Annotated in this window: 21 protein-coding genes; 6 read left to right on the top strand and 15 right to left on the bottom strand. The window is 56.9% G+C overall.

Annotation, left to right across the window (positions count from 1 at the left end):
- Positions 1-115: 115 nt before the first annotated feature.
- From AABO57_15485 to AABO57_15470, 4 genes are all read right to left on the bottom strand, one after another.
- Positions 116-1240, bottom strand: coding sequence for an aminotransferase class V-fold PLP-dependent enzyme (locus AABO57_15485; protein ID MEK6287142.1), 1125 nt, complete (start codon positions 1238-1240; stop codon positions 116-118).
- Entirely contained in the window at positions 1237-2259 is a 1023-nt protein-coding gene (locus AABO57_15480; GenBank protein MEK6287141.1) for an asparaginase, read from the bottom strand. The genes AABO57_15485 and AABO57_15480 overlap by 4 nt, the downstream gene beginning before the upstream one ends.
- Positions 2260-2864: 605 nt before the next feature.
- Complete coding sequence (locus AABO57_15475) at positions 2865-3206, bottom strand: helix-hairpin-helix domain-containing protein (protein MEK6287140.1); 342 nt, start codon at positions 3204-3206, stop codon at positions 2865-2867.
- A 434-nt stretch (positions 3207-3640) separates the two neighbouring features.
- A complete protein-coding gene (locus AABO57_15470) occupies positions 3641-5587 on the bottom strand; it encodes a winged helix-turn-helix domain-containing protein (GenBank protein ID MEK6287139.1) in 1947 nt (648 codons plus the stop codon).
- A gap of 523 nt (positions 5588-6110) precedes the next feature.
- Between AABO57_15470 and AABO57_15465 the strand changes: the two genes are divergently transcribed.
- The 3 genes from AABO57_15465 to AABO57_15455 all read left to right on the top strand — a co-directional run bounded on the left by AABO57_15465 (position 6111) and on the right by AABO57_15455 (position 11447).
- Positions 6111-6395, top strand: a complete 285-nt coding sequence (locus AABO57_15465) for a hypothetical protein (GenBank protein ID MEK6287138.1) — start codon at positions 6111-6113, stop codon at positions 6393-6395.
- A gap of 70 nt (positions 6396-6465) precedes the next feature.
- Positions 6466-6936, top strand: coding sequence for a hypothetical protein (locus tag AABO57_15460; protein MEK6287137.1), 471 nt, complete (start codon positions 6466-6468; stop codon positions 6934-6936).
- Between the two features lie 14 nt (positions 6937-6950).
- Complete coding sequence (locus AABO57_15455; protein MEK6287136.1) at positions 6951-11447, top strand: FG-GAP-like repeat-containing protein; 4497 nt, start codon at positions 6951-6953, stop codon at positions 11445-11447.
- 86 nt (positions 11448-11533) lie between these two features.
- Here AABO57_15455 and AABO57_15450 read toward each other — a convergent pair whose 3' ends face one another.
- Positions 11534-12142 (bottom strand): Uma2 family endonuclease, encoded by a 609-nt coding sequence (locus AABO57_15450; GenBank protein ID MEK6287135.1) that lies wholly within the window; start codon positions 12140-12142, stop codon positions 11534-11536.
- Positions 12143-12219: 77 nt separating this feature from the next.
- The gene (locus AABO57_15445; protein MEK6287134.1) at positions 12220-13518 is read right to left on the bottom strand and encodes an RNA-binding domain-containing protein; all 1299 of its coding nucleotides are present in this window, start codon (positions 13516-13518) and stop codon (positions 12220-12222) included.
- A gap of 401 nt (positions 13519-13919) precedes the next feature.
- Here AABO57_15445 and AABO57_15440 point away from each other — a divergent pair, with 401 nt between their 5' ends.
- Positions 13920-14681, top strand: coding sequence for a L,D-transpeptidase family protein (locus AABO57_15440; protein MEK6287133.1), 762 nt, complete (start codon positions 13920-13922; stop codon positions 14679-14681).
- An 84-nt stretch (positions 14682-14765) separates the two neighbouring features.
- Here AABO57_15440 and AABO57_15435 read toward each other — a convergent pair whose 3' ends face one another.
- Positions 14766-15737 (bottom strand): YafY family protein, encoded by a 972-nt coding sequence (locus AABO57_15435; GenBank protein MEK6287132.1) that lies wholly within the window; start codon positions 15735-15737, stop codon positions 14766-14768.
- Between the two features lie 246 nt (positions 15738-15983).
- Here AABO57_15435 and AABO57_15430 point away from each other — a divergent pair, with 246 nt between their 5' ends.
- Positions 15984-16937, top strand: a complete 954-nt coding sequence (locus AABO57_15430; GenBank protein MEK6287131.1) for an SDR family oxidoreductase — start codon at positions 15984-15986, stop codon at positions 16935-16937.
- A 6-nt stretch (positions 16938-16943) separates the two neighbouring features.
- Here AABO57_15430 and ptsP read toward each other — a convergent pair whose 3' ends face one another.
- The 8 genes from ptsP to AABO57_15390 all read right to left on the bottom strand — a co-directional run bounded on the left by ptsP (position 16944) and on the right by AABO57_15390 (position 25195).
- Positions 16944-18737: a phosphoenolpyruvate--protein phosphotransferase gene (gene ptsP, locus AABO57_15425; protein ID MEK6287130.1), complete on the bottom strand. Its 1794-nt coding sequence runs from the start codon at positions 18735-18737 to the stop codon at positions 16944-16946.
- Positions 18724-19014: an HPr family phosphocarrier protein gene (locus tag AABO57_15420; GenBank protein ID MEK6287129.1), complete on the bottom strand. Its 291-nt coding sequence runs from the start codon at positions 19012-19014 to the stop codon at positions 18724-18726. Before AABO57_15420 ends, ptsP begins: the two co-directional genes overlap by 14 nt.
- 68 nt (positions 19015-19082) lie before the next feature.
- On the bottom strand, positions 19083-19886 hold the full coding sequence (locus AABO57_15415; GenBank protein MEK6287128.1) for a DUF5677 domain-containing protein: 804 nt from the start codon (positions 19884-19886) through the stop codon (positions 19083-19085).
- A gap of 24 nt (positions 19887-19910) precedes the next feature.
- A complete protein-coding gene (locus AABO57_15410) occupies positions 19911-20276 on the bottom strand; it encodes a hypothetical protein (GenBank protein ID MEK6287127.1) in 366 nt (121 codons plus the stop codon).
- Between the two features lie 315 nt (positions 20277-20591).
- The gene (locus AABO57_15405) at positions 20592-20945 is read right to left on the bottom strand and encodes a hypothetical protein (GenBank protein ID MEK6287126.1); all 354 of its coding nucleotides are present in this window, start codon (positions 20943-20945) and stop codon (positions 20592-20594) included.
- Positions 20946-21021: 76 nt separating this feature from the next.
- Positions 21022-22200, bottom strand: coding sequence for an ABC transporter permease (locus AABO57_15400; GenBank protein ID MEK6287125.1), 1179 nt, complete (start codon positions 22198-22200; stop codon positions 21022-21024).
- A 114-nt stretch (positions 22201-22314) separates the two neighbouring features.
- Positions 22315-23286 carry an ABC transporter permease gene (locus tag AABO57_15395; protein MEK6287124.1) on the bottom strand — a complete coding sequence of 324 codons (972 nt, stop codon included), beginning with the start codon at positions 23284-23286 and terminating at the stop codon, positions 22315-22317.
- 94 nt (positions 23287-23380) lie between these two features.
- Positions 23381-25195, bottom strand: coding sequence for an ABC transporter substrate-binding protein (locus tag AABO57_15390; protein MEK6287123.1), 1815 nt, complete (start codon positions 25193-25195; stop codon positions 23381-23383).
- A 241-nt stretch (positions 25196-25436) separates the two neighbouring features.
- Here AABO57_15390 and AABO57_15385 point away from each other — a divergent pair, with 241 nt between their 5' ends.
- Positions 25437-26519 (top strand): ankyrin repeat domain-containing protein, encoded by a 1083-nt coding sequence (locus AABO57_15385; protein ID MEK6287122.1) that lies wholly within the window; start codon positions 25437-25439, stop codon positions 26517-26519.
- The last annotated feature ends 13 nt before the right edge of the window (positions 26520-26532 follow it).

Below are 26532 nucleotides of genomic sequence, written 5' to 3'. Positions count from 1 at the left end.
CCGACTAGCGCGCGCAAGAACCCAACGCGCCCCCGGTGGGCAGCCTGAGGCATGAATTCGATTGGTTGCGAAACCAGGCCCCTCAACTGCGGGTTACGATCGAGCCTGCGCTCCTTCAATCCGGCAGCGCATCGGCGAGTGCGTCCACCTCTTCACGAGTGTTATAGAAGTGAGGCGATATCCTCAAACGATTCACCCGAGGAGCAGTGAGGATGTTCTTCGACCGCAGCAACCGGTACAGGTCTAAGGGCGCATGGCGTTCGTGTTTGCAGGTGACTATCGCCGAGGTCTCGCCGGGGCGGCGTGAGCTGACCACCTCGTAGCCCTTCGTCGTCAATTGCTCGGCCAGATAATCGCTCAGTCCTACGAGATATGTCTCGATCTCTTCGGGTCCAACTTCGAGGAACAAATCGAGGGCCGCCCCCAGGCCGTAGACTCCGGCAGTGTTTAGCGTTCCACACTCGAAACGCCCAGCGCCGTCGCGGTAGTCCAGTTCGTAATTCAGGTATTGCTCATGGTTCTTGACCGAAGTCCAACCGACCACCGTCGGCTTGATGCGATCGATCACGCGATCCGAAACGTAGAGCAGTGCGATGCCTTCAGGCCCGAGCAAATACTTGTGTGCGTCGGCGGCGAACGCGTCGACGAAGTCGCGTTCGACATCGAGCCTTAGTCCGCCGAGGCCTTGAATCGCGTCAACTACGAAGACGATGCCGCGTTCACGGCAGAACTTGCCGATGCGCGCGAGGTCCGAACGGAAGCCGCTTGCGAATTGGACCCAACTGATCGCCACGACGCGCGTGCGATCGTCTACTTTCGAGAGCAACTCGCCGGTGTCGACCCGGCCGTTGCGCTCTTCGGCGAATTTCATCGCAATGCCCCGCTCCTCGCACAGCCGCATCCAGGGATATACATTCGCGGGGAACTCGACGGCGCAAGTGACGACGTTATCGCCTTCGCGCCAATCGATGCCGTTGGCTACCGCACACAGCGCCTCCGAGGTGTTTCGCATAAACGCTATCTCGTGCATGCGAGCGTTGACCAAACGCGCAGCGGACTCGCGAGTCCGTTCGTAGGTTTCAAGCCAGTCGCTGTAGTTCGCGGAGCCATTGCGAGTCACGTCCTCGACGAGCGCGTTCATTGCATCGCGCACTCGCGTCGACAGCGGCGCGACCGCTGCGTGGTTCAGGTAGACGTATTCCTGAGTGACCGGAAAAAGAGCGCGAATAGCCTGGTTCATAGTTTAAATACTGCACGCACCTCGCCGACGTTCATGCCACGACGATTCTCAACCACCGGGCGATGATACGCCGCTAAGTTGGCCCCCTCATGTTGATCGAGCACACCCAGTTGTCGCAGCGTCTCCACGACCGTCGGGCCGAGGCCACGATATGAGCCGTCCTCCATCTTGAATGCGATGCCGATGCCGCGTGGGAACTGCTCGCTGGGAAGCACTCCGACGGAATACGCGGCTTCAGCGCCGATTTTGCAAATCAGCTTGCCGTGGGCGGCTCGCAGCAGTTCAGTATCGAAGCGCCCTTTTGTTCCGCCCACCATCTCAGGGTGATTGATCATAGCCGCCACGACGCGATGAGCCGCCTGCGCGACAGCACTATCTTGATCCGAAGGATTGGCCAGACGGGCAAACGCTACGGCAAGCGAGCGGAGCGGAACACCAAACGTCGGAGCGCTGCATCCGTCGATTGCAGTCGGAAAGTCTTCGTCGAGGCCGGCGAAGCGCGCGAAGGTGGAGACTATCTCGCGCTGCACGGGATGATCAGCGGAGACGTAGTCGTCGATCGGGAGCCCCTTGAGCACCGCTGTCATCAGCATCCCTGTATGCTTTCCCGAGCAGTTGTTGTGAAGCTGAGTGAAGGGCTGCCCGGCCGCTTCGAGCCTCTTCGCCGTTTCGGCGTCGTAAGGAGGTTGAGCTCCACATCGCAGCGCCGTTTCGTCGAGTCCCGCGCGCGCGAGCATCCCGGCGATTGTTTCGGTGTGAATCTGCTCGCCTTCGTGCGACGCGCACACGACTGCAAGCTCGCGCTCGTCTACGCTGAAGTGATCAGCCGCGCCGCCGGTGACGAACGGGATTGCTTGAATTGGCTTGATGGTCGAGCGCGTGGAGGTGATGAAAGCCTCGTCGCCCAGACGCGCGATGATGTTGCCGCCGGGCTCGGCTACTACGATTGCGCCACGGTGTCGCGATTCGACCAGGTCGCCTCGCCTGACTTCTACCAGTATGGGAAGCTCGACTTGCATTCGATGAGAGAACATCCGACGAAGATGATTTACTTTAGCGCACGATATTGCAAACGACAATCGGACAGGTCTAATATTGGTGTCGTTAAATCCTCGCTGAGCGCCGTGCAAGGAGGTCCAAGTGAACAGTCTTCTAGGTGTTCTGTTGATTGCCGCCATGCCTTGCGCGTCGGCCGCCGCACAACAAGGAAGTGCCGCTGCACAACAAGGAAATAAGGACGTGGCTGCCGTGTCTACAATTCGAGCCAGGTTGCTTGCTCAAGAAGATCAAGCAGTACACCCCACGCCGGGATTTAAGTTGGCGCCGGAATTCTCGCAAATCAGGATTCCGACGGAAGGTCAACGCCGCGTTGAGCTTCTTCTTGGGGCTGTCGACCTTCTCCTCCCTCAGTGGGTCTGGAAAGAAGGAGCGCTCTATCTCGACGTGGGCTTGCTTGGAAACGAAATGCCAATTCCCGTTCCGGGTGGCGGGGCCAGCGGTTGTTTTGGAGCGAACCTACCAGAACGGATTGAGAAGTTGAGGACGAGCATCGAGGCGTTTCCGCCGCGACCGCTGTCAGCCACACCGCCGCGCCAGTGACGACATAGCGAATCACGGCCCCAACCTACTCAACACAAACCAGGGCAGCGATTGCTCGATACTTCCGCTCGCTGAAGCCTTCGATGATGATTATCTCTTCGGGGCGGCGGAACCGCCCGTGCCGCTCGCGGTAAACGACAATCTTGCGAGCCGTGATGTCGCCAACTCCGGGCAGTCTCGTCAACTCTTCGCTTGTGGCGGTGTTAACATTCACGCACGATTCATGTGGATTAGTCCGGTTGGGGGATGTCTCTTCAATTCCGTTCGCTGCGTGCGCAGCGGAGTTGATGTTTGTTACACCTTCGCTTCGCCTACACGACGCTAACGCAAGCGTGGCAAGCAGGAATGAGACAGCGATGAATCTCATTTGAGCAACCCTTTCATACGAAAGCGAAAAAGAGACTTGGACGTTACGTCAGTAGTCGTAAACAACTGTAGTCTGCCGATAGGCCGACGCTAGTTAATCAGTTCCCCTCTAGTCAAACAAGTCTTCAACCAGAAGTCGACGTCTCGCCGTACTAAGGCCTGCACATGGCGATCACCGAGTTGATAGAAGACCTCGGTGACGCCTTCGAAAGATGTAGCCAGCCGCGTTGCTTCAAGGTAGCTCTGTAGCGCCTGCTCTATCTCATCGCTCTTCTCGTACGCTCTTCCCAAGTCCAAGTATGCGAGTTCAACACCGCGCTGCTGAAATTCCTCAGTGCCGAGATAGCGAATAAATAAAAGTCAAAGCGCGCGGAAAAGTCGAAAGGTCGAAGCGAGCAAAGCGAATCCTGTTGTGCTCGCTTCGACCTTTCGACTTTATTGTGGGAGGCCGACGCGCCTGAGCAGGTCTGTAAATCGCGGGTCTGAGCGCAGCGGGTCGAGCTTCGGATCAACTTTCAGCACGCCGAGATCAAAATCGCGCTCTTCATAAGCTTTCTCAAGCCAGGCGAATGTCTGATCTTTTTCTCCCAGCGCCGTGTAGATCAGGATGAACGCGGAAGGCGATACATAACGCTGTCTGGCGAATTCCTGAAATCTACTCAATATGTTCCGTGCCGCCGCTGGTTTTCCTGACCGCGCGTAGGCCACGCCAAGCCCCCATACGCCTTGCTCCCAGGGTTGCTTCTCTTGTTGGAACCCTGCGATGGCGCGCGTGAAATCGCCTTTCTCCAAATATGCCATGCCTGCCCAGGTAGGATTCCAACTGAAGCTTGGGTCTATCTCTGCCATCTTTTGAAACTGCTCAAGCGCCTGGTCGTAGCGGCGTTGATAGTAGAGGAAGCCGCCGATGTTGATGTTGATAACCGGCGACAGCGGATCACATTCCTGCGCGCGTTTCATCTCGGCCAGCGCTTCATCCAGCCGCCCCATCGCTAAGAAGTACCAGCCGTATCTTTGATGCGCGGTCGCATAGTTGGAGTTCAGCTCCAGCGCGCGCTTTAATTCGCGTTCCGCGCCGGGCCAATCCAAATCGTACCAACCTTGAACGAAAGCCAACGCCGAGTGCGCTTCGGCTAACGTGTCGTCCAGTTCGACGGCCCTGACGGCTGCTGCTTTGGCTTTCGGCATATCCTCTTTCGGCGGGAGCGGGTCGAAATAAGCCGACCCTAAAAAGGAGTAGCAGTCGGCCAGCCCGGCATAGGCGAGCGCGTAAGTCGGGTCAAGATCAATCGCCTGCCGAAAGGTAGCGATGGCTTTCCGCAGGCCCTCCTCATCGCGTTTGTTCCAGAAGTGGCGGCCCTTGATGTAGAGCTGGTAAGCCTCTGTGTTGTCGGTGTAGCGTTTGGCCAGTCGCTGCTTCTCCTCCGCGTCCAGTTTGAGCGCGAGCGCCCCGACCAGACGCCTGGAGATGGCATCCTCGACCGCAGCGAGGTCCCTCATCTTTTCATCGAACTGCTCGGCCCATACGGGCGACCCGTCGCGGACGCTGATCAACTGCACGGTGATGCGAATGCGCTCGCCCAGATTGTGCACGTGGCCTTCCAGCACAGCATCGACTCGCTGCTCGCGGCCCACGGCCACAGGGTCAAACTCGCGGTCTCTGTACCTGAGTATGGCGCTCGTCGGGCGCACGCTGATCTGCTTGAGATTGCCAAGCCGCGTAATCAAGACATCGGCCAGCCCGATTCCCAGGTATCCGTTATCATCTGAATTCAGCACCTTGAACGGCAGCACGGCGATTGATTTTATGCGCGGCGCAGTCTCTCCGGGTTTTACGCGATTCCCTATCAACCCGTAGAACGCCGCTCCCAGCACAACCAGCAGCGCCGCGGCAGCCATCGCAATAGTAAACTTGCGCGCGCGTTTTTTCGATTCGCGGCTGGACGGGTCAGTCGCGGCATTTGCGACATTCCAATTGCCGATGTCGGTCTCTTCTTCGATCTTCAGTCGGGCGCTCGTGCGCCGCTGCACAATCAAGTCCATCTGGCCGTTTGGGCGCTGATTGATTTCAGCCACGAAGCGGTATCCGCGCTTGGGGACGGTCTCGATATATTTCGCTTGCGCGCCATCTTCGCCCAGCACTCTTCTGAGCAGAAATATGTTTTGTGTCAGGCCGCGCTCTTCAACGATCGCGTCCGGCCAGACGCGATTCATCAACTCGTCTTTCTCGACTAGCTGGCCGCCGCTTTCGACAAGGGCAAGCAACGTATCAAAAACTTTAGGCGTGAGCGGGACCGCCTCTCCCGCGCGCAGCAGAGTGTGCTCTTTCGGGTCAAGACGAAAAGGACCGAATTCGTAAAGGGGTTTTGTTTGCGCGTTCATGACTGTCTGAAAGGTGAATGCTTGAACCTAAGCATAAGAATAGACACTTCCGCGTCTCCAATAATAGATGGTGCGTTGCGCGCAAATGTTTCATCACGGAAAACGCCTGCCCAGCCTATAGCCTTCGTAGACCTTCATTCGGCGTAGGATAGGTACCGCCGAGGTCTGGAATGAAGATCTAGAACGCATAGTGGGAACCGATCTCTCTCTGTCCCCATTCACACATGCGCTGTATCTGTGCGAAACCCGCCACGCGCGCATGCAGGGGTTTTTCTCCCTCGTCTCGCCTAGCTGCCGGTTTCGGTCGATCATTGTGATACGAATGTGATGAGAATGTGAAGTCTTTGTGAAGACTTCCAACCCGCTTAAAGGTATCGTCAGCGCCGTTCCGAGCCATTGCCGAGAGCTTTTCGGCAGCCGTATGTGGCGCTCGCATCACCAGGCCCTGATCGGAACAATAAAACAACGGATCGAAGTTCGGTCACCAGGGCCGCAAGCCTGCGCGGTGATCGTTGGAGGCGAAGTGAAGGGAAAGAAGCGAACCGAAATCAGGTTAGACATTGAAGAGACCGTCGTGCTCAGAAGATACGCCAGTCCGGCGCTGGCCTGGTGCGCTGGTTGCGCGGCGATGGCTCGAATGGTCAGCGTCGACGAAGCGGCAGCTGTGGCCGGCACAAGCGCGCGCTCGATCTATCGCGCGACGGAGCGCGGCGAGATTCATTTCAGCGAAACGCCCGCAGGACGCTTGTGTGTCTGCCTTGATTCGCTGTCTTTCCTGCGCCTGATTGGCTGGGCTGCCAACTCATGAGAACGTCTCAGGCCCTTGAGGCGACTCGATCAATTAACCACTCGATAACTGGAAAGAAGGAGCGTGTATCATGATGAGAAGAATCAAAATGTTGGAATCTGCGCGGATTTCTCGGCTGCTAGTCTCGCTGGCCTTCGCCGCGACTTTTCTAATGACCGGCATGTTTTTAACAAAAGCCTCGCCTACGTTTCAAGTCAACATTGATCCCGGCGCTTATACGGGACATTACTTCCTGATTTCTGACAGGTTGACCGAGTATCGAGGATCGCAGACGGTGCAGCTTCCGCCAGGGACATACCATCTCGACACAGGTGCGCGCGCCCAGCATCAGGGCTTTTCTTCTGACCTCACCTTCACGGTTGACGGAAGCGGACAGGTGACTAACATCAGCAATCCTGTTGCTGCACAGGCCAGCGGCAACACTCTCACGTTGAATAACGCGAGCATCATTGTCGACCCAAGAAGCTATGCAGGGCAATACCAACTGTCTTCGCATCTCGATGCGGCATATATACCTCGTTCAGAGGAGTCCAGACTGTAGTCCTTGTGCCTAACATGGTCTACGTCCTTGATAATGGAACTCACGTTCCGATCCCGGGCTTCGCCCCTAATTTCACCTTTGCAGTTGACAGCACCGGGCATGTGATAAATGTCAGTAATCCAGTTGCCGCCCAGGCAGATGGCAACACGCTAACCTTGAATAACGCGAGCCTTGTCATAAACCCAGGAGGTTTTACGGGGCACTACCAATTGTCTTCTCATCTCGATGCGGCATACATCTCGCTCAGAGGCCCCCAGACGATAGTGCTTGTGCCTAATATGGACTATTTTCTTGACTCAGGCTCTCACGTTGCAATCCCGGGCTTCTCCTCCAATTTCCTCTTTGCCGTTGACAGCGGCGGGCACGTGGTGAGCGTCGGCAATACCATCGCCGCGCAGTCCAGCGGCAACACCTTGACGCTCAACAACACTAGTATCACCATCGACCCCGCCAGCTATTCGGGTCAGTACTTGTTGTCCTCTTATCTCGATGCGGCTTACACGCCTTTTAGTGGCGTGCAGACGATCGTGCTTGTGCCTAACCTCGTCTGCCTACTGATTGCGGGTGGCCAAAGCGGCGCCTTCGCTCCTGGTCTCTATCAGGTCAGCCCAGCATCTCTCACTCTGACCATCGCCGGGCAGCCGCAGACGTTTCTATTCAACGTCGTTCCTCAAGCGCCGGCTTGCAGTTCGCCGAGTTTCGCCAACGCGGGCAACTTCTTTACGGGTCGAGGTCCAACCTACGTTACCGTCGCCGACTTCAACAACGACAGCAAGCTTGACCTAGCTACCACCAATCAAGGAACGGATTCGGTGGGCGTCCTGTTGGGAGACGGGGCAGGCGGGTTCACTCGTGTCGGAGAATTCCCAACAGCTCACACACCGAATTCTGTTGAGGCCGGAGACTTCAATAACGACGGAAAGCCTGATCTGGCCGTACCGTGTTTCTTCGGCGGGAGCGTGACGGTCCTGCTCGGAGATGGCGCGGGCGGATTCACGACGGTAGCGAACCTTTCAGCTCCGAGGGGCGCCAGATTCGCGGCGCTTCGCGACTTCAACCGTGATGGCAAGCTCGACATAGCCGTAACCGAGCAGGATGAAAATGTCATACGGCTCTTCTTCGGCAACGGAACGGGCGGCTTCAGCGCGCCTTCGAACTTCACGGCTGGTTTGGGTCCATACGGTCTGACGTCGGCCGATTTCAATGGAGATGGGAAAGACGATCTCGCAGTAACGAACTATAGGGACGGCACTGGCTCTATCTTGCTCGGCGATGGCAACGGAGGCTTTGCGCCGCCGACCAGCTTCCTCGCGGGCTACACTCCGTACCGATTTACCATTGCCGATTTGAATGGTGACGGTAAGCTCGATCTAGTCACAGCGAATGAATTGACTTTCCGTCTTTCCGTTCTTCTTGGCGATGGAGCGGGCGGCTTTGGCCCCAAGACTGATGTTATGGTGGGCGACAACCCATCCATCGTCGCGGTCGCAGATTTCAACGGCGACAATAAGCAGGATTTGGTCGTGCAACAAAGAGAAGCAGGTAGAATCTCGGTCCTGCTTGGCGACGGTACAGGGAATTTCGGCGGGCTGAACAACATTACTGTCGGGCCTAGCCCCATCAGTGTTGTCGCCGCTGATTTCAACCGCGATGGCAAACCAGACTTTGGCGTTGGCAATGCTGGCGCCAGTGACGTGCAGATTTTTCTTAACACTTGTGGCGCGGCTGATACAACTCCGCCGACGATTATCTGTCCTTCGAACGTTGCAGCGCCAAATGCTGCGAACCAGTGTTCCGCTAATGTGAATACCGGGACGGCTACTGCTACAGACAACGTTGATGGCGCGATCACTCCGACCGCCGTGCGCAGTGATGCTCAATCGCTCTCTGCTCCGTATCCGGTCGGCGCGACCACGATCACATGGACGGCCACTGACAGCGCTGGCAACTCGGCAACGTGCCAGCAGACCATCACGATCAACGACACGCAGCCGCCGACTCTCATCTGTCCTGGTAACTTCACCAAGTATGTTGATTCTGGCCTGTCCTCATTGGTAGTGAACTACGTGGCGACGGCCAGTGACAATTGTTCAAGTGTAAGCCTCACCTGCAATCCTCCGTCTGGAGCGATCTTCCCGATTGGCGCAACTACGGTCAATTGCGCTGCGACCGATAGTGCGGGCAATGCCACCTCTCGCGCTTTCACTGTCACGGTCAGTGATACCCGGCCACAGTCTGTATGCACTACACCGAGTTTCGGCCCGCCGGCCGAGATCGCTCCATTACAGGGTCCGGTTTTCATTGCAGCAGCCGACTTCAACAACGATGGCAAGGTTGATATGGTGATCAATCAGGGCGCAGACATTGTGTCCATCTTCCTGGGCAACGGTGCAGGCGGGTTCACTCACGGCGGAGATTTCACAACACCGAGCATCCCCAACTCTGTCGAAGTCGGAGACTTCAACAACGACGGCAAGCTCGATCTTGCGATCCCATGTTATTCCGGTGCTAGCTGCGCAGTCATGCTCGGTGACGGTGCAGGAGGATTCACCACCACGGCGATCCTCCCGGTCCCAGGCAACGCAAGGTATGCGGCGCTTGGAGACTTTGATCGTGACGGCAATCTCGATCTGGCAGTAACAGATCAGGGTAAGATTAACGTGCGCCTCTTCTTCGGAGACGGCGCGGGCGGGTTCAGCCCGGCCACGATATTGACTGCTGGGTCGGGCCCCTTCGGAATAACGACAGCCGATTTCAACGGAGATGGTAAGCTCGACCTCGTCACAACGAATCACAATGGTTGCAGTGTCTCTATCCAGCTAGGCGACGGAGCGGGCGGGTTTGCCCCGCCGACTAGCTTCCCGGCTGGATGCACGCCGGTCACGCTTGCGATTGCCGATTTCAACAGCGACGGCAACCTAGATCTTGTTGTTGCCGATGAATTGAGCAACGGCGTATCCGTTCTCTTAGGCAATGGGTCGGGCAGCTTCGGCGCTCCCACTTTCTATGCGACGGGTGATCACGCAACCATAGTAAGAGTTGCTGATTTCAACGGTGACCACAACGCCGACATCGTCGTGCAAGTGAGGTTTGGAAATCCCTCAGTAGCTGTTTTGCTCGGCGATGGGGCAGGCTCCTTCTCAACTCCAACTTATTTCCCCGTCGGACAGGGGCCGTTCGGACTTGTCGCCGCCGATCTCAATGGTGACGGCAAGCCGGACATCGCTGTGGCCGCCCCCGACAGCCAAAAAGTGTTTATTCTGCTTAACACATGTAACGCGGCTGATACAACTCCGCCGATAGTCACCTGCGCGGCCAATGTGGCGACATCAAATTCGCCCGACCAGTGTTCCGCTAGCGTGAACACCGGAGCGGCGACTGCGACAGACAACATTGATGGGAGCGTGACTCCAGCCGGCACGCGAAGCGATGGGCTGGCGCTTACGGCTCCATATCCGGTCGGCATGACAACGATCACCTGGATTGCGACAGACGCGGCAGGAAACTCTGCAATGTGCCAACAGACAGTCACAGTCAACGACACTCAGCCGCCGGCGATCACCTGCCCGGCCAACATCAACAGGAATACCGATGCCGGCTTGTGCTCGGCTGTCGTCACCTATACAGCGACTGCCAGTGACAACTGTTCAGGGGCGAGCGTCGCGTGCAATCCCCAGTCTGGCTCGGCCTTCCAAAAGGGAACGACTACCGTTAACTGCACCGCGACCGATACCGCAGGCAATACGGCTGCCTGCTCGTTCACGGTGACGGTCGTTGACAATCAAGCTCCTCAGATCATCTGTCCGCCGAACATCACGGTTAGCACCGACGCCGGAGTCTGCTCGGCAGTTGTCACTTACTCGGCTCCGATCGCGAGCGACAACTGTTCACTTGCGGCGCCCGTTTGTTCGCCTCCATCGGGTTCGACATTCCCGGTGGGCACGACGACCGTGTCTTGCACGGCGACTGACTCTGCTAACCTGACTTCTTCGTGCAGCTTCACAATAACGGTGAATGTTCCACAACTCACCGCGCTCGGCCCGGCCAAGGTCTGGATAGGACTGAAGAACAGCGATGACGTTGGAACGAAGTTCGATCTGTTGGCTGAAGTGCTGAGGAACGGTAGCGTGATAGGTTCCGGCCAGCTCAACGATGTACCCGGCGGTAGCAGCGGGTTCAACAACGCCATTCTCGACACAATCAACCTCGCGCTGAGCTCGCAGGCGAATCTCTGTGCGGGCGACACGCTGGGACTGCGCCTGTCGGTGCGCATTGCTGCCAGCAGCGGTCATCGTAGCGGAACGGCGAGGCTGTGGTACGACGATGCCGCAGCCACCAGCCGCTTCAATGCGACGATCTCGGGGACGCCGGGCGATCTCTTCCTCGCGAACGCTTTCTCTCTGGGAACATCCGCGGGGCGAGGACCGAAGAAGACCATAGACGTAACCGTAGATCGGGCGGCGGGAGGCAATCCGTTCAAACCGTTCGGCACCTGGACCAAATCATTCTGAGGTTAGTGTTCGGCACCACTAGAAACTCAAACCGGCCGCGTCCTCGGATGCGGCCGGTTGTTCCACAGCGCTTCTGGAGGAGAGACTCACGAAGGCTCACGAAGGTTAGGCGGCGGCGCTGCCGGGAACGTGACGCCTTCGTAGACCGAAGTCAACTCCAGCACGCAATCGACTGACGAGAGGTGAATGCTCGCGGAAAGATCGTTGATTTCGGAGTAGCTCCACGAGCCGTCCTCGTTCTTCGCATAGTGAGTGATGTGCGGACGGTGCTGAGCTATCAACAGATACTCTCTTAAGCTCGGGATAGATTTGTAGTGCGTGAATTTGTCTCCACGGTCGTACGCTTCCGTTGAGTCAGACAACACTTCGATGATCAGCAGCGGGTTCGTCAACGCGTCGACTCCGCCGATCTTCTCGAAGATTGGTTGACCGCAGAGCGCTGACACATCGCCGTAACGATAAGGCGGCAAACTAGGGACCTTGATGCGCATATTGGCCGTGAAGACACGGCATTCGCGCCCACGCAGTGCGAGACGGAGCGTGAGATAGGTATTGCCTTCGATCTGATCGTGTTCCTCACTCCCGCCGCTCATCGAGAATACCTCGCCGTTCCAATACTCGAACCTCTCATTCGTAGAGAGCTCGAGATCGAAGTATTCCTCGAGAGTGTATTTCCGCTTTGGATGTGCTGCCATGATTTGGACTCCCCTTCAACATCAGCACCGCTGTGCGCGCCCCGCGCGAGAATAGTAAACGACCCTCGCCAATCGAATCAAACGCCGTAGAGCTCCAGGCGAAACTCATCGCCAAGCAGCGAGATTCGAGGCTCGCGGCGGGCGACCGCGTGATGCGCGCGCCTTAGAGCTGGTATGCCGCGCTCGGCTCGCTCGATGCCATACTCCTCGCTGGTGAACACGTGGTGCAGCCGTGGGTTGGTGTGTTCAGTCGCGCCGTACTCGATCGACTTGCGCGTTGCTCCATTCGTGCGGCTTGGATTTATGAACTCGAGCCGGTCGTCGAGTATCAACACTCGCGCGCTTGATCCGGCGATCGAATAGTCGCGATGCACCAGCAGATTTGTCAGACTCTCGATCACCGCGGAGCGGGAATAGTTCGCGCGCGCAGGGATGGGCGGGCGCCTCTCGGCGCTCGAATTCAAGGGTGTGCGCGGCGGGCGAGTATCCCAGAGATCGACGTACCGCTTGAGAAAGAACAGCGCGTTATCGAACAGCCGCGTCACATTCCCGACGAACTCAGCGGTTTCGATAACGGGCGAGGTCGTGTCGGCGCCGGAGAACCGCGTTAGCGTGATCTGGCTCTGTGGAACGATCTGCTGAACCGCTGCGCTGCGGCCGAATAGCAGAAAGCCCGCGAGACTGGGCGCTATGCTGCCGCCGTAATCCGCCGCCAGCCTCAAGTCGCGCATTGCCAGCGCGGTTGGAAATCCGTCGGGCTCGCGAAACGTCTCGCCTTCAAGATCGCGGATGTAGCTCCACACCAGCGCTTCGTCCACATCTTCGACCGCGGCGGTAACCAGCGGCATGTCTTCAAGCGACGCGACTCGTGAGCGGGCAAACAACGCGGCTATCTCGCTACCTTCAGCCTCGCGTTTAGTCGATCCTATCCGGATGAAGTACCGATGGTCAGGCGTTTTATGAGGCGCGCGGCGGTCGTCCACTTGAAGCACGACTATGCGGGTTCCGTTGTCGAATGAAACTTTGTCTATTCGGGGGAAAACGGGCGGCTTGATCTGATTCCGGCAGATGTCGATGAGCTGTTCCTCGACCTGTTCGGGATCGTCCAGCCCTTCGACTCGGCGTTGATCGTTGACGCCGAAGATGATCGCGCCGCCTCCGGCATTCGCCAGGGCCACTATTTCGCCTACGACTTTGTCTGTGTTGACGAGCCGGATCTTGAACTCGAGGTGAGTGTCCTCTCCGCCGCGAATCAAGCCGAGCAGATCAGTTCGATCGAGCGTGCGCGAGTAACGCCCGGTCAGTTTCTGCTCGAACAAGGAGCGCTCACTGTCGGGAATCCGCCGCGTCGTCCTGAACTTTCTGCCGCGTGCCATGATGTATCCCTCGCCTTGGTGTAGTGATCTGTTCTATTCGGTGATGAGGAGAAATCACTTCTGCCACGACCGCACTTCTACAGATTCATTTCCTGAGTTGGGTTGCTCGTCTGAGTCATGCGGGGTTACCTCTGTCAAACGCAAGATCTTGCCTGCCGGTAATCATAGCATGCGGGTGAGCGGATTCCGAAACCGGCGATACGTGAACATACACCGCGACTGTTCGGCGGACGCCTCAGTTCCCCGGGGGTGACGCTATCATGCCTGGTCGAGCCTGCGGCCCCTGCGGCGTCGCTTCGCAAGTTCGGCTCTCGAATGACCTTTGCGAAAGGAACGCTGTCGCGAGAGTTAGAAGGCAGCCGGCAGTAGTGGCGTTGAAATTGCACAGATATACTTGAGATATGAGAAGCAATGTCTTTTTGAAGAAGATGCCGCGGGCAATCAGCATAAGCTTGCTAGCCGCTGTGATCGGAATGACGACAGTCACAAGTTCCGCGGCCGCCGCGCAGCCAGCGATGCAAGCGGCAAAGTCAGCTCCGCGCGCCCAGAGGCCGCCCAGAAAGACCAAAGTCACGAGGGAGATGATCAGCGAGGCCCAGCAGCGCCTGGCCGATCTCGGTTATTGGATCGGAGAAGCCGACGGGAAATGGGGCGAAGCTTCACGGCACGGATTGATAGCGTTTCAAAAAGTCGAGGACCGTCTGCGCACCGGCAAGCTGACAATCGGCGAACTGGAAGCTTTGAGAACCGCTACCCCTCCGTCTCCGCGCGAGCCGGGCTTCGCTCATATCGAAGTCGATTTGAAGCGGCAAGTATTGTTTGTAGTAGCGGCCAGCGGAGAGGTGTCGAAGATTCTTCCGGTCTCGACCGGCAATGGGAAGCCTTTCGAGATAGAAGGCGAAACTGAGCCCGCCATCACGCCTGTTGGGCGTTTCAGGATCTACCGCAAAATCCCGGGTTGGCGAAAAAGCAAGCTCGGTTTGCTCTACTATCCGAACTACATCGTCGGCGGCATCGCCATTCACGGCAATCCGGCTGTGCCCACTCAACCCGCGAGCCACGGTTGCATTCGAATCCCGATGTTCGCATCCGAAGAGTTCAGCGAGATGACGCCGATCGGCACTCAGGTGATCATATACGGTGGCTCAACCCCTGAGCCGTAGAGAGTTGCGCGCTGTAACATCACGCACCCACCTCTGACGAGGTGGGTATGTACACCTTAATCAGGACTTCATGCTGTGATCACGTTAGCCTGCTCGCGCTGCGTAGAAAGCAACTACGCTCTTCGCCGCGGTGATGACTTTCTCGCGCAACGAATCCGGCTCCAGAACCTCCATTTTCGCGCCGAAGCTCAACGCGTACTCGCAAGCCATTTCTTCCACATCAAATCGCATCGCTACTCTAATCCATCCATCCGGGTCTGGCGGGTACGCGTGCTCGATGCGTGCGAACCTTCCCGCGAAACTCATTCGAGGGAAAACATCGGGATGGGCTCGGACCGTAGCCTGATAGCGAGGAAGCTGAGCCTTGAAGGTCACGGTTGACTGTTCCCAATACTCGGCTAAGGCGAATCCGTTGGGACGAACGCAAGGTTCGCCGGTTAACTCTGCGCTTAGGACTCTCGAGACGCGATAGCTTCTAATGTCGCCATCAACAACAGCGACCAGATACCACACACTGCCTTTTGCTACGAGTCCGAGCGGGTCCGCCAAACGCTCGACCGCGTCACAGCCGCCGCTTCGTTCGTAGGTGAACTTGAGTTTGCGCTCTTGCCACACCGCTTGTTGAAGCACCGGCAACAGCCGAACGCGCTCGTCGCTGCGGTTCCAACCTGTAATGTCGATGTGGATGCGCTGACGTGCATGCTCGGCGTTGTCACGATAGGAGGAGGGCAGCGCGGCCGAGAGCTTGAGCATCGCCGCGTCGGAAGCTTTGGCCAGCCCGAGGTCTGCAAGAAGCCGCAACGGCTTGGTGAGAAACAGCGCTTGAATTTCGTCTTTGTTGAGGCCGGTCAGATTGGTCTTATAGCCTTCGACCAACATCCAGCCGCCGCCGCTTCCGCGCTCAGCAAAAACCGGAAAGCCGGCCGCGCTTAAGGCTTCCATGTCGCGATGAATGGTCCGCTCCGAAACTTCTAACCGCTTGGCCAGTTCACGGGCCGTCAGTCGGCGATGAACCTGCAGGAGTAGCAGAACTGAAAGCAGACGGTCGGCGCGCATATGACCTCCTCTCGCTCGGTCCGGAGAGAAACTTTAGCAGAGAAATATGACAGATGGTGTCAAGTTCGATCGATATACTTCGACGTGTAGAGTTCGTAGTTCGGCCTTCAGGCGGAAGTTCGTCGTTCAGAGTTCAAGCTTCAGCTTGCTTCCAGGGCTTAACGCGATCGAATCATGCAAGCTGAAGCTTGAACTCTGAACTCCGACAAACTGAAGTGTGTCGGACACTCGTCAAGAGGAGTTTGTATGAAACAACTGCAAGGGAAAATCGCCGTCGTCGCCGGGGCAACACGCGGCGCTGGGCGCGGCATTGCTTGCGCGCTCGGCGAAGCAGGAGCGACAGTCTACTGCACGGGACGCAGCGTTAGAGGCAAACCCGCGACGCGAAATCGTACCGAAACGATCGAAGAGACTGCGGAAATGGTGACCGCGCGCGGAGGAGTTGGTATCCATGCGCAAGTCGATCACACGGTGGAAGCGCAAGTTGATGCCCTGTTCAAACGGGTGAAGAAAGAACAGGGGCGTCTCGACATTCTAGTAAATGATATCTGGGGCGGGGATGAGTTGACGGAATTCGGCAAGACGTTCTGGCAGGTCTCCCTCGAACAAGGCAGGCTGATGATGGAGCGCGCCGTGTTCTCGCACATCATCACCAGTCACTATGCAGCTCCGCTCGTGATCGAAACTGGTCCGGGATTGATCGTCGAGATCACCGATGGAGACTCGTTTACGTATCGCGGGAACATCTTCTATGACCTGGTGAAGACTTCAGTCATTCGTCTTGCATTCGCGATGGCCAGAGAGCTTCGCAAGCGCAAGATCACATCGGTTGCAGTAACACCGGGCTATTTGCGTTCTGAAGCGATGCTCGATCACTTTGGCGTCACCGAAGAGAACTGGCAGGAAGGGGCGAAGAAGGACCCGAACTTTCTCGCGTCCGAAACGCCGTTCTATGTAGGCCGTGCCGTCGCGGCGCTCGCCTCGGATCCGAATGTGTTCAGCAAGTCAGGCCGAGTGTTCAGCTCGTGGGACCTCGCGCAGGAGTACGGCTTCACAGACATTGATGGGCGGCGCCCGCTTTGGTCGAATTATTTCGAGGAGAAGTACGGCAAGCGAGTCAAGAAATGCGATGAAGCATTCTACGATTACTGGTTCGACGCGCCGGACATGATCGATCTTCTGTTTCCCGGCTGGCCCTGAACCTGTTCAGGCCCGCGATGACCACGCCGCGAAAAAGCGGGGAGCTTGACGAGGCAACTCGCTTGCGAGCAACTCTTCGACTTCCGTAGATGAAGTCAGCTTCATCGCTTCCTTCAACAGCGCGCGCACTCGTTCAAGCTCGACTGAGCGAATCGCGTTCTTGACCAGCGGAATCGATCCCGGCACGAGGCTCAGTGTGCGAATTCCGAGCCCGATCAGCGCGATTGCTTGCAGCGGATCGGCGGCCATTTCGCCGCACAGCTCGAGAGGCACTTGCTCCGCTTCGGCAACTCGAACCAGATCCGCGATCGTCCGCAGTATCGCCGGGTGGAGCGGTTGATAAAGATGCGCGACGTTTTCATTGGCCCGATCCACGGCGAGCATGTATTGGATCAAGTCGTTGGTGCCCACACTCAGGAAGTCTGCCTCGCGAGCGAATACGTCGCCCATCATCGCCGCCGCGGGAACTTCTATCATCACGCCTATGGGAAGTTCGGCGTTGTGTTCGACTCGGGCCTCGGCCATTTCTTGCTTCACGTCGGCGATAATACGTTTGGCCTCTCGCAACTCGGTTATGGTGCTGATCAACGGCAGCACGACTCGCAGATGACCGTGAAGATTGGCTCGCAGAATGGCACGAAGCTGGGTGCGGAAGACGTGTTCCACTTTGAGCGAGAGCCTCATCCCACGAAGGCCAAGCGCAGGATTCTGCTCGGCTTCGAAGCCTCCTAGCGCAAGCTTGTCGCCGCCTAAATCAAACACTCGAATATTTGCGCCGGCATCGCCCGTCGCCAGAGCCAGTTTGCGATAGACCTCGTATTGCTCATCTTCACCTGGCAGCTCGGGGAGCCGATTGAGGAAAAGAAACTCCGAACGGTAGAGGCCGATGCCCTCGGCTCCAAACAGCGCGAGCGACTCGATTTCAGTGGGAAGCTCGACGTTCGCTCGCAAGGTTATCCGCACGCCGTCGGTCGTCTCCGCTGCTTGCGCGGCATCCGCGGCAGGCCGCGTGCGGCCACCCGCTTCGCGTTTTCGCTTACCGAGGTACGCCGTCAGAACGGGTTTCGTCGGACGCAGAATGACACAGCCTTCCGCGCCGTCGATCACGATGACATTGCCCGTTTTGGCCAACCGGGTCACCTCGTGAAGACCGACGACCGCCGGTATGCCCAGCGAGCGCGCAATGATCGCCGAGTGCGAGGTCAACCCGCCTGTGTTGGTAGCGAACCCCAATACGTGCTTGAAGTCCAACTCGGCGACGGTCGAAGGCCAGATGTTGTTCGCTACGATGATCACGTCCTGGTCGAGCTTCGATAGATCGAATTTGTCGTGTCCCGAAAGTATCGTGAGAAGCCGAGTGGCGACGTCTTCCAGGTCCGACGTCCGCTCGCGGAGGTAGAGATCGTTTACTTTGTTGTAAGCACTGATGATGCGATCGGCCACGGAGCGAACCGCCCATTCGGCGTTTACTCGCCGCGTAGTTATCTCGTGGTTGAGCTCTTCAATCAACCGCTTGTCTTCGAGCATCAGCAGATGCGCGTCGAGTATGAAGGAGTGTTCGTAGCCCAACTCCTCGGCAAGCCGGACCTTGATTTCCTGGAGTTGAGCGCGCGCTTCTTGAAGCGCCTCGCGCAAGCGGCGGACTTCCATTCGCGCCTGCGCGGCGGAGACGCCGATGTAGTAGAACTGATGTCGGCCGCGCTCATCCAGCCTGAGAACGCGTCCGGCCGCTACGCCGGGTGAAGCGGGAACACCTTGCAGTTTCACGTCGCGCGAACGAATCACGCTAGAAGACGCCATCTGATAGTTCCTCTCCGAATTTCTGTTCCACCAATTCCACGAGCGCATTCACTGCGCGCTCTTCATCGTCGCCTTCGGTCTTGATTATAAGGCTTGTACCGAGGGATGCGGCAAGCAACAGCACGCTGAGGATTGATTTGCCGTCCGCGGTTTCGCCGGTGTCTTTGCGGAGAAGGGTGACGTTGCTGTTGAATTGCGAGGCACGGCGAACCAGCCGCGCGGCCGCGCGAGCGTGAAGGCCGAGCCGGTTGGAGATTGTTACGGTTCGTTCTTGCATTACTCTCGATGTATAGTGAGTCAAATCCGAGCGAACGCAATGGGCTTGGTTGGGGATAACACGTAGTCCTACTCGGTTGGCGTATACATCTCTTTCACTAATGAGATGCATTCCTGGTACGACTCCTCTATTTCGTCAAGGTTGAACCTTTCTTTGATCGCCCGGACAACTTCCATCATAAGATATAGCGCCATAACAAACACTCCTTTTTCATCAGTCTCTTGTGAGTCGCCATACCTGACGTTAAGCCTGTCATAGATCGCACCCATCTTCGGATGCGTTTCTTTGATACCCATGTAGTAACTGAAGACGAGTACTCTCCCCTTGAAACCTCTGGCTTTTGCCATTTGGACAAGACCTAGCTTGGACCAAGACACATTTATGTGTTGTTCAGGACAGTCCTTTCTGCATTCACATCTAACGAGGTAATTCCCTTTTACCTTATCGCGTCTTGCCTTGATTTCGTCAAACTGCTCTTTAGTAAAAAACTCTCCAGGATGTATTTGCTCAAGTTCAACTGCCATTTTATAAAGATCAATGTAATGGTAGTTCTCAAATGCTTCTGCTTCATCTGGGTACTGATCAATGTGGAAAAGGGTTACGGTCCGCTCGAACATTCCGCGCAGTATTTTCATTGCTCCATTAATGAAGCCGTTATAGCAAAGAGTAACTATTTCGCCTAAGTCCTCAGTGATTATTGAACCAAGCTCTATGATAAGGTGATCGGCGGTAGATTGTGGCTCTGGGGTATTAAGGACAAACTGGGTAAGGTTGTTTAGGGAGTTTAAGAGTTGTGGCAGACCTTCATTCCGATCTGCAAACTTGATCTGAAAATCAAGATTGCCAAGACGAAACTTTGGCTCCTTTTCCATAATGGTAGCCACCTAACTACGCTCTTAGACTGCGCTATGCGACACAGGATAAACAGCGATCAACACAGATTCTTCCCAAAGATTTTTCAACAGAAACGATTGGAGATTGGCCGAGTACTTGAGAGCATCAATCCGGTCCCGGCGCTTTGACCAATTCATAGGAAGGTCGCAGTAGATCAGACTGACGCGATCGTCAATAATCTGATTGAAGTTCGAAAGGTAGTATCCTCCTGCGTTTTCGATGACCGTGCAGCCACCGTGCAGTTCAGTGAATTCTCGAATGACCCAGGCTAGGGTCTCCTGATAAGCGGCTTCGTAACGGACGGGCAAATAAACTTCAACGCGAGTTTTTGGAGCGAAGCTCGGCAAGGCGCTCTTTCCTCCACTCATCTATCCTCTTAAGCCGCCGACGGAACTCCGCATCTGATATCTTCTCCCTCGGAGGCTTCTTTGAATCGACAACGCGAACGATGAGTTGTTCCTTATTCTTCATGTTCTTCAAGGCGCTCTTGATTCGGAATTATCTTCCTCGGGAGCATGAATATCAAGAACATTCTCTCCCACCGTGCCTAAGTTTCTTGAGCTCCAAAGCGCGCCTGTGACTCTTGCAGTCTTCGTGTCAGAACGAATCTGCGCCTTGGTCAGTCTCGCATCCATTTGGCTCGGCACTGCTGAAAGCGTGATCATCCTTTTGCACCAACTCATTCAGGGCGTCTTGGTGTCGCGATGGTCTGGTCCAGGGCGACCAATCGCTCCGTGCTTCTGGGCCAATTCGACTAGCATCTTAAAGGACTCCTCAAGGCTGGCGAGCCGCGACTCGTCAGTAAGCGTCCTTTGCAGCAACTCGTTCATCGTGTGGCTTGGCGTCGCCATGGTCTCGCCCATTGTGTCTTGGCGCTCATCCGCGCGTCGGGCCAATTCGACAAGAGTCGTAAAGGACTCTTCGAGTCTGGCGAGCCGCGACTCGTCTCTCTCGAGCCTGGCGGCATACTCCGCCTGCTGCTGTGCCTGCTGTTGAAGGATGAACTCTATAGCTCTTTGGATTTCTTCGTCTGCCATTCCGAAGCCTCCTGGTTTAGAACTCCACCCAGGATGCGTCCAGTCTAGACGAACCGGCTATGTTAGCCAATCCCCGCTAGCTCAATGTTCTCGGATCAGCCGCGTCTCGCAACCCATCTCCCAAAAAGTTCCACGCCATCACCGCGACAAAAATGAACACGCCCGGAATCAGCACCCACGGAAAGTCTATAAGCTGCCGATTGTTTTGAGCGGCTATCAGCATGTTTCCCCAGCTCGCTTCCGGCTCCTGTATCCCAACGCCGAGAAACGAAAGCGCGACCTCGCTGAGTATAAAGAAGGGCACCGAAAGCGTAGCGGTCACGATAACGAATGAAAGCGTGTTTGGCAGTATGTGGCGAATGATGATCCGGGAGTTGCTGAAGCCCATGGCCCGGGCCGCTATCACGTATTCCTGCTCCTTGATCGACATAACCATTCCGCGAATCACCCGCGCTTCGGTGGCCCACGCGATGAACGCCAGGATGAATGCGATGATGAAGTAGATATGTGTTGAACTCATGCCGGTGCCGAATACCTGGCGCAGGATCAGGATGAAGTACAGACCCGGGAGCGCGAGCAGCACTTCGACCACGCGCATAAGCACGAAGTCGGTCACGCCGCCAAAGTATCCCGCTATGCCTCCCACTATCATCCCTATGATCGTCGAGATCAGGATGCCGATGATTCCGATCGATAGCGAGACTTGAGCCCCGAAAAGAATACGCGAGAAGATATCCTGGCCCACCTTATCCGAGCCAAACAAAAAGATGTGTCCAGGTTCGTCCACCCCAAACAGGTGGATATCCGAGCTGATGAGCCACAGTATGCTATAGCTGTCTCCACGGGCGAAGAGTCTGATCGGATGTTTCTTAGAGGTGTCGTCGCGATAGCTCGCAAGCTGAGGATCGACAGGAATGAGTTCATAGACGAAGGGCCGGCTCAGGCGTCCTTCTTCGTCGAAGATGTGGACGCGCGTGAGCATCGGCGGATAAAACGGCAGATCGTGCCTGGCGTTGTCGTACTTGTAAGGCGCGATAAACCCAGCCAGAATCGCAGCCGCGTACATCACTCCGAGAGTGTAGAGGCCAATCATCGCGGTGCGGTTGCGGCGCAGCTTGAGCCAGAGTATTTGTGAGGGCGAACGCCTGCGAACGGACGAAGCAGAGCCAGCTTCTGCGGCTGTATTGCCGGCCGGCTCGGACGCCGTTGCGTCTTCCTGCAAGGTCATCTCCGTTTTTTCATAGTGTTCGTTCATCAGTTCTCGCTCAGGACGCCACTGAAGTAAATGGGAAAAGCCAAAGCGCCGGCGATGACTCGTCCGACAAAGTTCATAGCAGAGGGCGGCGCACTCCAAATCGCTCTCCGAATATCACTCGAGCCGTATTCGCGGATCGATGATAGCGAGCAGCACGTCTGCGATCAGATTTCCGATCACAAGCATCAGCACCAGCATCACCACTGAAGCCATCACGATGGGCTCGTCCTTGTTTACGAGCGCGTCGAAGATAAGCGTTCCCAAGCCCGGCCACCCGAACACGTACTCGGTCAGCAGCGCGCCCGCGAGCAAAGTTGCGAGCGAGAATCCGAAGATGGTCACGAGCGGATTGATCGCGTTTCCAAGCGCGTGTCTTGTCAGCACTCGCCACCGGCTCAGCCCCTTTGCGCGCGCAGTGCGGATGTAGTCCTGCGACAGGGTCTCTATCATCTCGCTGCGCATCTGGCGGACATACTGAGCCAGTCCGATGGTACCCAGCACGATCATCGGCAGCACCAGGTGCCAGAGAGTGTCGACGAACCTCTCCCAGGAAGTCATCACATCCCACATCACTTGATTGTGAATGCCACCCGCCGGGAACAGGCCGGTCTTGGCGGCGAACAGGATCATCAGCAACGAGAAAAAAATGCTGGGAATAGAGAGCCCGAAAAACGAAATGAATCCGATCAGCTTATCGACCCAGCGATTGCGGTACACAGCAGCCAGCATCCCAAGCGGAATTGCAAACACCCACGAGAACGCCAACGCCGAGCCAGTGAGCAAAAGCGTGTTCAGCAGCCGCTCTCCGATGAGCGACGAGACCGGCGCGTTCTTTGTAAACGAGTATCCGAGGTCGCCCTGGAGCGCTGGCCATACCCAATACCAGTAGCGCTCGAACACGTTGTTGCTGTCGAGGTGATACATTCGCTCCATCTGTTCGACGTAGTCGCGGGTGATGGAAGGGTTGAGCCTCAGATCAGCGAGGAAGTTCCCGGGCGAGGCGACCAGCAGCGCCTTCGTGATGAAGGTGACTACGATTATCAGAGGGATGGCCGCCAGCAATCGCCTTATGAGGAAGGTATTCATTAGTCCGTAGTCCGTAGTCCGTGGTCCGTGGTCAAATCGAACTTCCTTCTCCAATCAGCGACTGACTACGGACTACGGACTACGGACATCTTCTTCACTTCTTCACATAAATCTCTTCGCAGTTCCACGTGGCGCGAGGCGGCAGAGCGGAAGGGCGGAGGTTGCCGAATCTGTTCTTGTAGGCTACGGCCTCGCGCGCAGCCACCAGATTGATCTCAGGCAAGTACTCCGACCAGATTCGTTGGACTTGAGCCCACAGCCTATAGCGCTCCGCGTGATCCAGGGACGACTCCACCTGTTGCACGAGCAGGTCAATGCGGGCTTCCCATTCAGTGGAGGGCTTTCCCTGGCTCGGGAAGCACACGTGGTTTAGGCCCGAAGACAAGATGATGTTCTTGGAGCCGTTCGGCCCAGGCGGCGGGTTCACCTGCCAACCGAGCACCATTGCATCGAAGTCAAAAGTCGCCTGCATCTTGTCGACCATGACGCCCATCGCAACTGGAACCGCGTTGGCCTTGACGCCGATATCTTGCAGGCTCTTGGCGACGAAACTCGCGGTTTCGACGCGCTGGCTGTTGCTGGCATTAGTGACGATGTTGATTTCTACGGTGTGACCTGCTGAGTCCTCGAGGAAGCCGTCTCCGTTGGTGTCCTTGAGCCCGGCTTCGCCAAGCATCTGCCGGGCGCGCTGCGGATCGAACGGATACTTCACCACGTCATCGCTAAACCAGAGCTTGTCTCCGGGGGTAACGAATGAATAGATCGGCACGCCTCGCGCCGAGAATACGGTGTTGGCGAGCGCCTCGCGATTGATGGCGTACGAGACAGCCTGCCGGAATTTCTGGTCGCGAAACAGCCGAAGCTTCCACGGCTCGACAAAGGGCTTGTGAGTCTTCGGATCGCTGCCGGTGTTCTGATTTAACGCGATCCAGTTTGTGTCATACGATACGCCAATGTCTTCAACCTTGATGTCCGCGCCTTCCATTCTCTTGACCAGCGCATAGTCTTGCGGACGAACGCGCGGCATCACGTCGATCTCACCCGCCTGGAACTTGGACTGGACCGTATTGAAGTCCTTGACGATAACGAAGACCATGCGGTCGAGGTAAGGGAGCCGTTGGCCGCGGCTATCGACCTTCCAAAAATATGGGTTGCGCTCCAGCACGACTCGCTGGCCGCTGACGTATTCTTTCAAGCGGAACGGCCCCAATCCGACGATGCTGCTCGGGTCATCGCTCAGCTTCATCGTCTCGGCGAACCTCCCGGTGCGCCAGGGCTGCTCCCACTTGTGCCGGGGTATAAGCCAAAGATTGTAGATCGCGTCGAGGAAGCTCCCGTTAGGCTGATGCAGCTTGAAGCGGACGGTGTAGTCGTCGAGCTTCTCAAGCTCAGGATAGATCGGCGCGCCGTTCTCGTCCTTCCCTTCGATGAATACATCGCGGGCCGCGGTGTCGACGTTCTTGTCAAGGATCACGTTGTAGGTGAATACCAGATCGTCCGCATTGAATGGCTCGCCGTCGGACCATCTCACGCCGCGCCGCAAGTAAAAGGTCCATGTTCTCGCGTCTGGAGACGCTTCCCACTTTGTGCAAAGTCCGGGGTCGAAGTCAGGCGGATCGCCGCCGTTACGATAATCAACCGGGCAGCGGAAGATGTTGAACCACAGCACATCCGCAGTCGCACCATCCGTAGCGCGAATGATGTTAAACGTCTTTGGGTCGTCAGGCTCCGATAGCACGAGCGTGCCGCCATAGACGCCTGTCTCACCCGTGTACTTGTACGCGTCTTGTGGCGGGTCGCCTTGAAAAGGTGGATTGGGAGTGCCGCTCGCAACACTCGGAGCGCCTCCATTGCAGCCGGCGCCAACGATCATCGCGGTCATCACGACGGCGGCGACGAAGTTCCTCATTGTTTGTGCTCCTTGGGGGGACGCGCTGAATCGATGCCTGCTCGCAAGAGAAAATATCGTAGAGCTAAGCGCGTGTCAAACTTAATGAACAACAGGGATGCGCTTCAGTTTTGCGCGCGTACACATCTCGTCATCTCACGCGCTGTGCGTGCACAGCTTTACGACTGTGGCGTGGTCAAGGTAGTTTTCTAAAACTCGCCAATCATTAGGGCAGCTCTTCAGCGATTGGCAACGGGAGGCTATGCCAAGTCACAAGACCTTGATAGAGTGCCTGCGATCCGGCGATCTCGCCGAAGTGAAGGCTTTCCTTCGTTCCAACCCCGAAACCGCGCGGTCTGCGCAGGCGATCGGGGAAGCGGCTCAACTGGGTTGGGCCAAGGCGCTCGAGCTTCTCCTAGAGAACGGAGCGGACCTGAACGCGAACTGGCGAAATTACCGGCCGCTACACGCGCTGATTCAAGAAAAGCCTCACGCAGAAGAGGGAACCGCTTTGCCCCAACGACTAGCTCTGTTGAAATGGATGCTCGCCAAGGGAGCTGACCCGGAGCAACTCGGCGGCTGGCCCGCCACTCGCGCGATCATCACCGCGGCGTTCGTGGGCGAAGCGGCTTACGTCGAAGCGCTGCGGCAAGCAGGAGCCGTGATCGACGGATTTGTAGCGGCTGCGCTTGGCGATATTCGCTACGTTGAATCGGCTCTCAGTAAGGAGCCCGGCTTCGCGAAAGCGTGCGATCCGGGCGGCCTGACCGCTCTTCATTGCTCGGCCGGGTCTCGTCTGGGCGCGACAAACAAAAAGATCCAAAGCGATTTGCTTCGAGTCGCCACGCTATTGCTGGATCGGGACGCTGAGATAGCGGCGCGGGTGAGGAGTTGGGGGCACGATGTCGACGCCGTTTATTTTGCCGTCGCGTCGGGGCAGCGTGAAGTGTTTGCGCTGCTTCTCGAGCGAGGAGCCGACCCGACTCAAGCGTTGACCCCGGCCGTCTGGCGTAACAAAACCGAACTGGCCGAACTGGCATTGCGCCGGGGCGCGAAGCTTGATCGAGCGATAGACGAAGGCAAGCCGCTGCTGAACCAGATGATTCGCTGGGGGCAGTTCAAACAAGCGCTGTGGATGCTCGAGCGCGGCGCGAGCCCCAATGTTGCCGACGAGCAAGGCTGGACCGCCGTCCATCAAGCGGTTTCGCGCGGCAATGAAAAGGTTTTGAAAGCCCTTCTTGATGCCGGCGGTGACTCAAGTCGGCAGGACAACGAAGGCAACACGCCTCTGGAACTTGCGCAGGCGAAGCGCCGCCCCAAGATCGTCGCGTTGCTCGGTGGCTGAGCAAAGAGCAAAG

The sequence above is a fragment of the Acidobacteriota bacterium genome, assembly GCA_038040445.1.
GTDB classification, from domain to species: Bacteria; Acidobacteriota; Blastocatellia; order UBA7656; family UBA7656; genus Onstottus_A; species Onstottus_A frigus.
The sequence above is the reverse complement of the archived record's forward strand: the minus strand, read 5'-3'. Positions and strand labels throughout refer to the sequence as shown.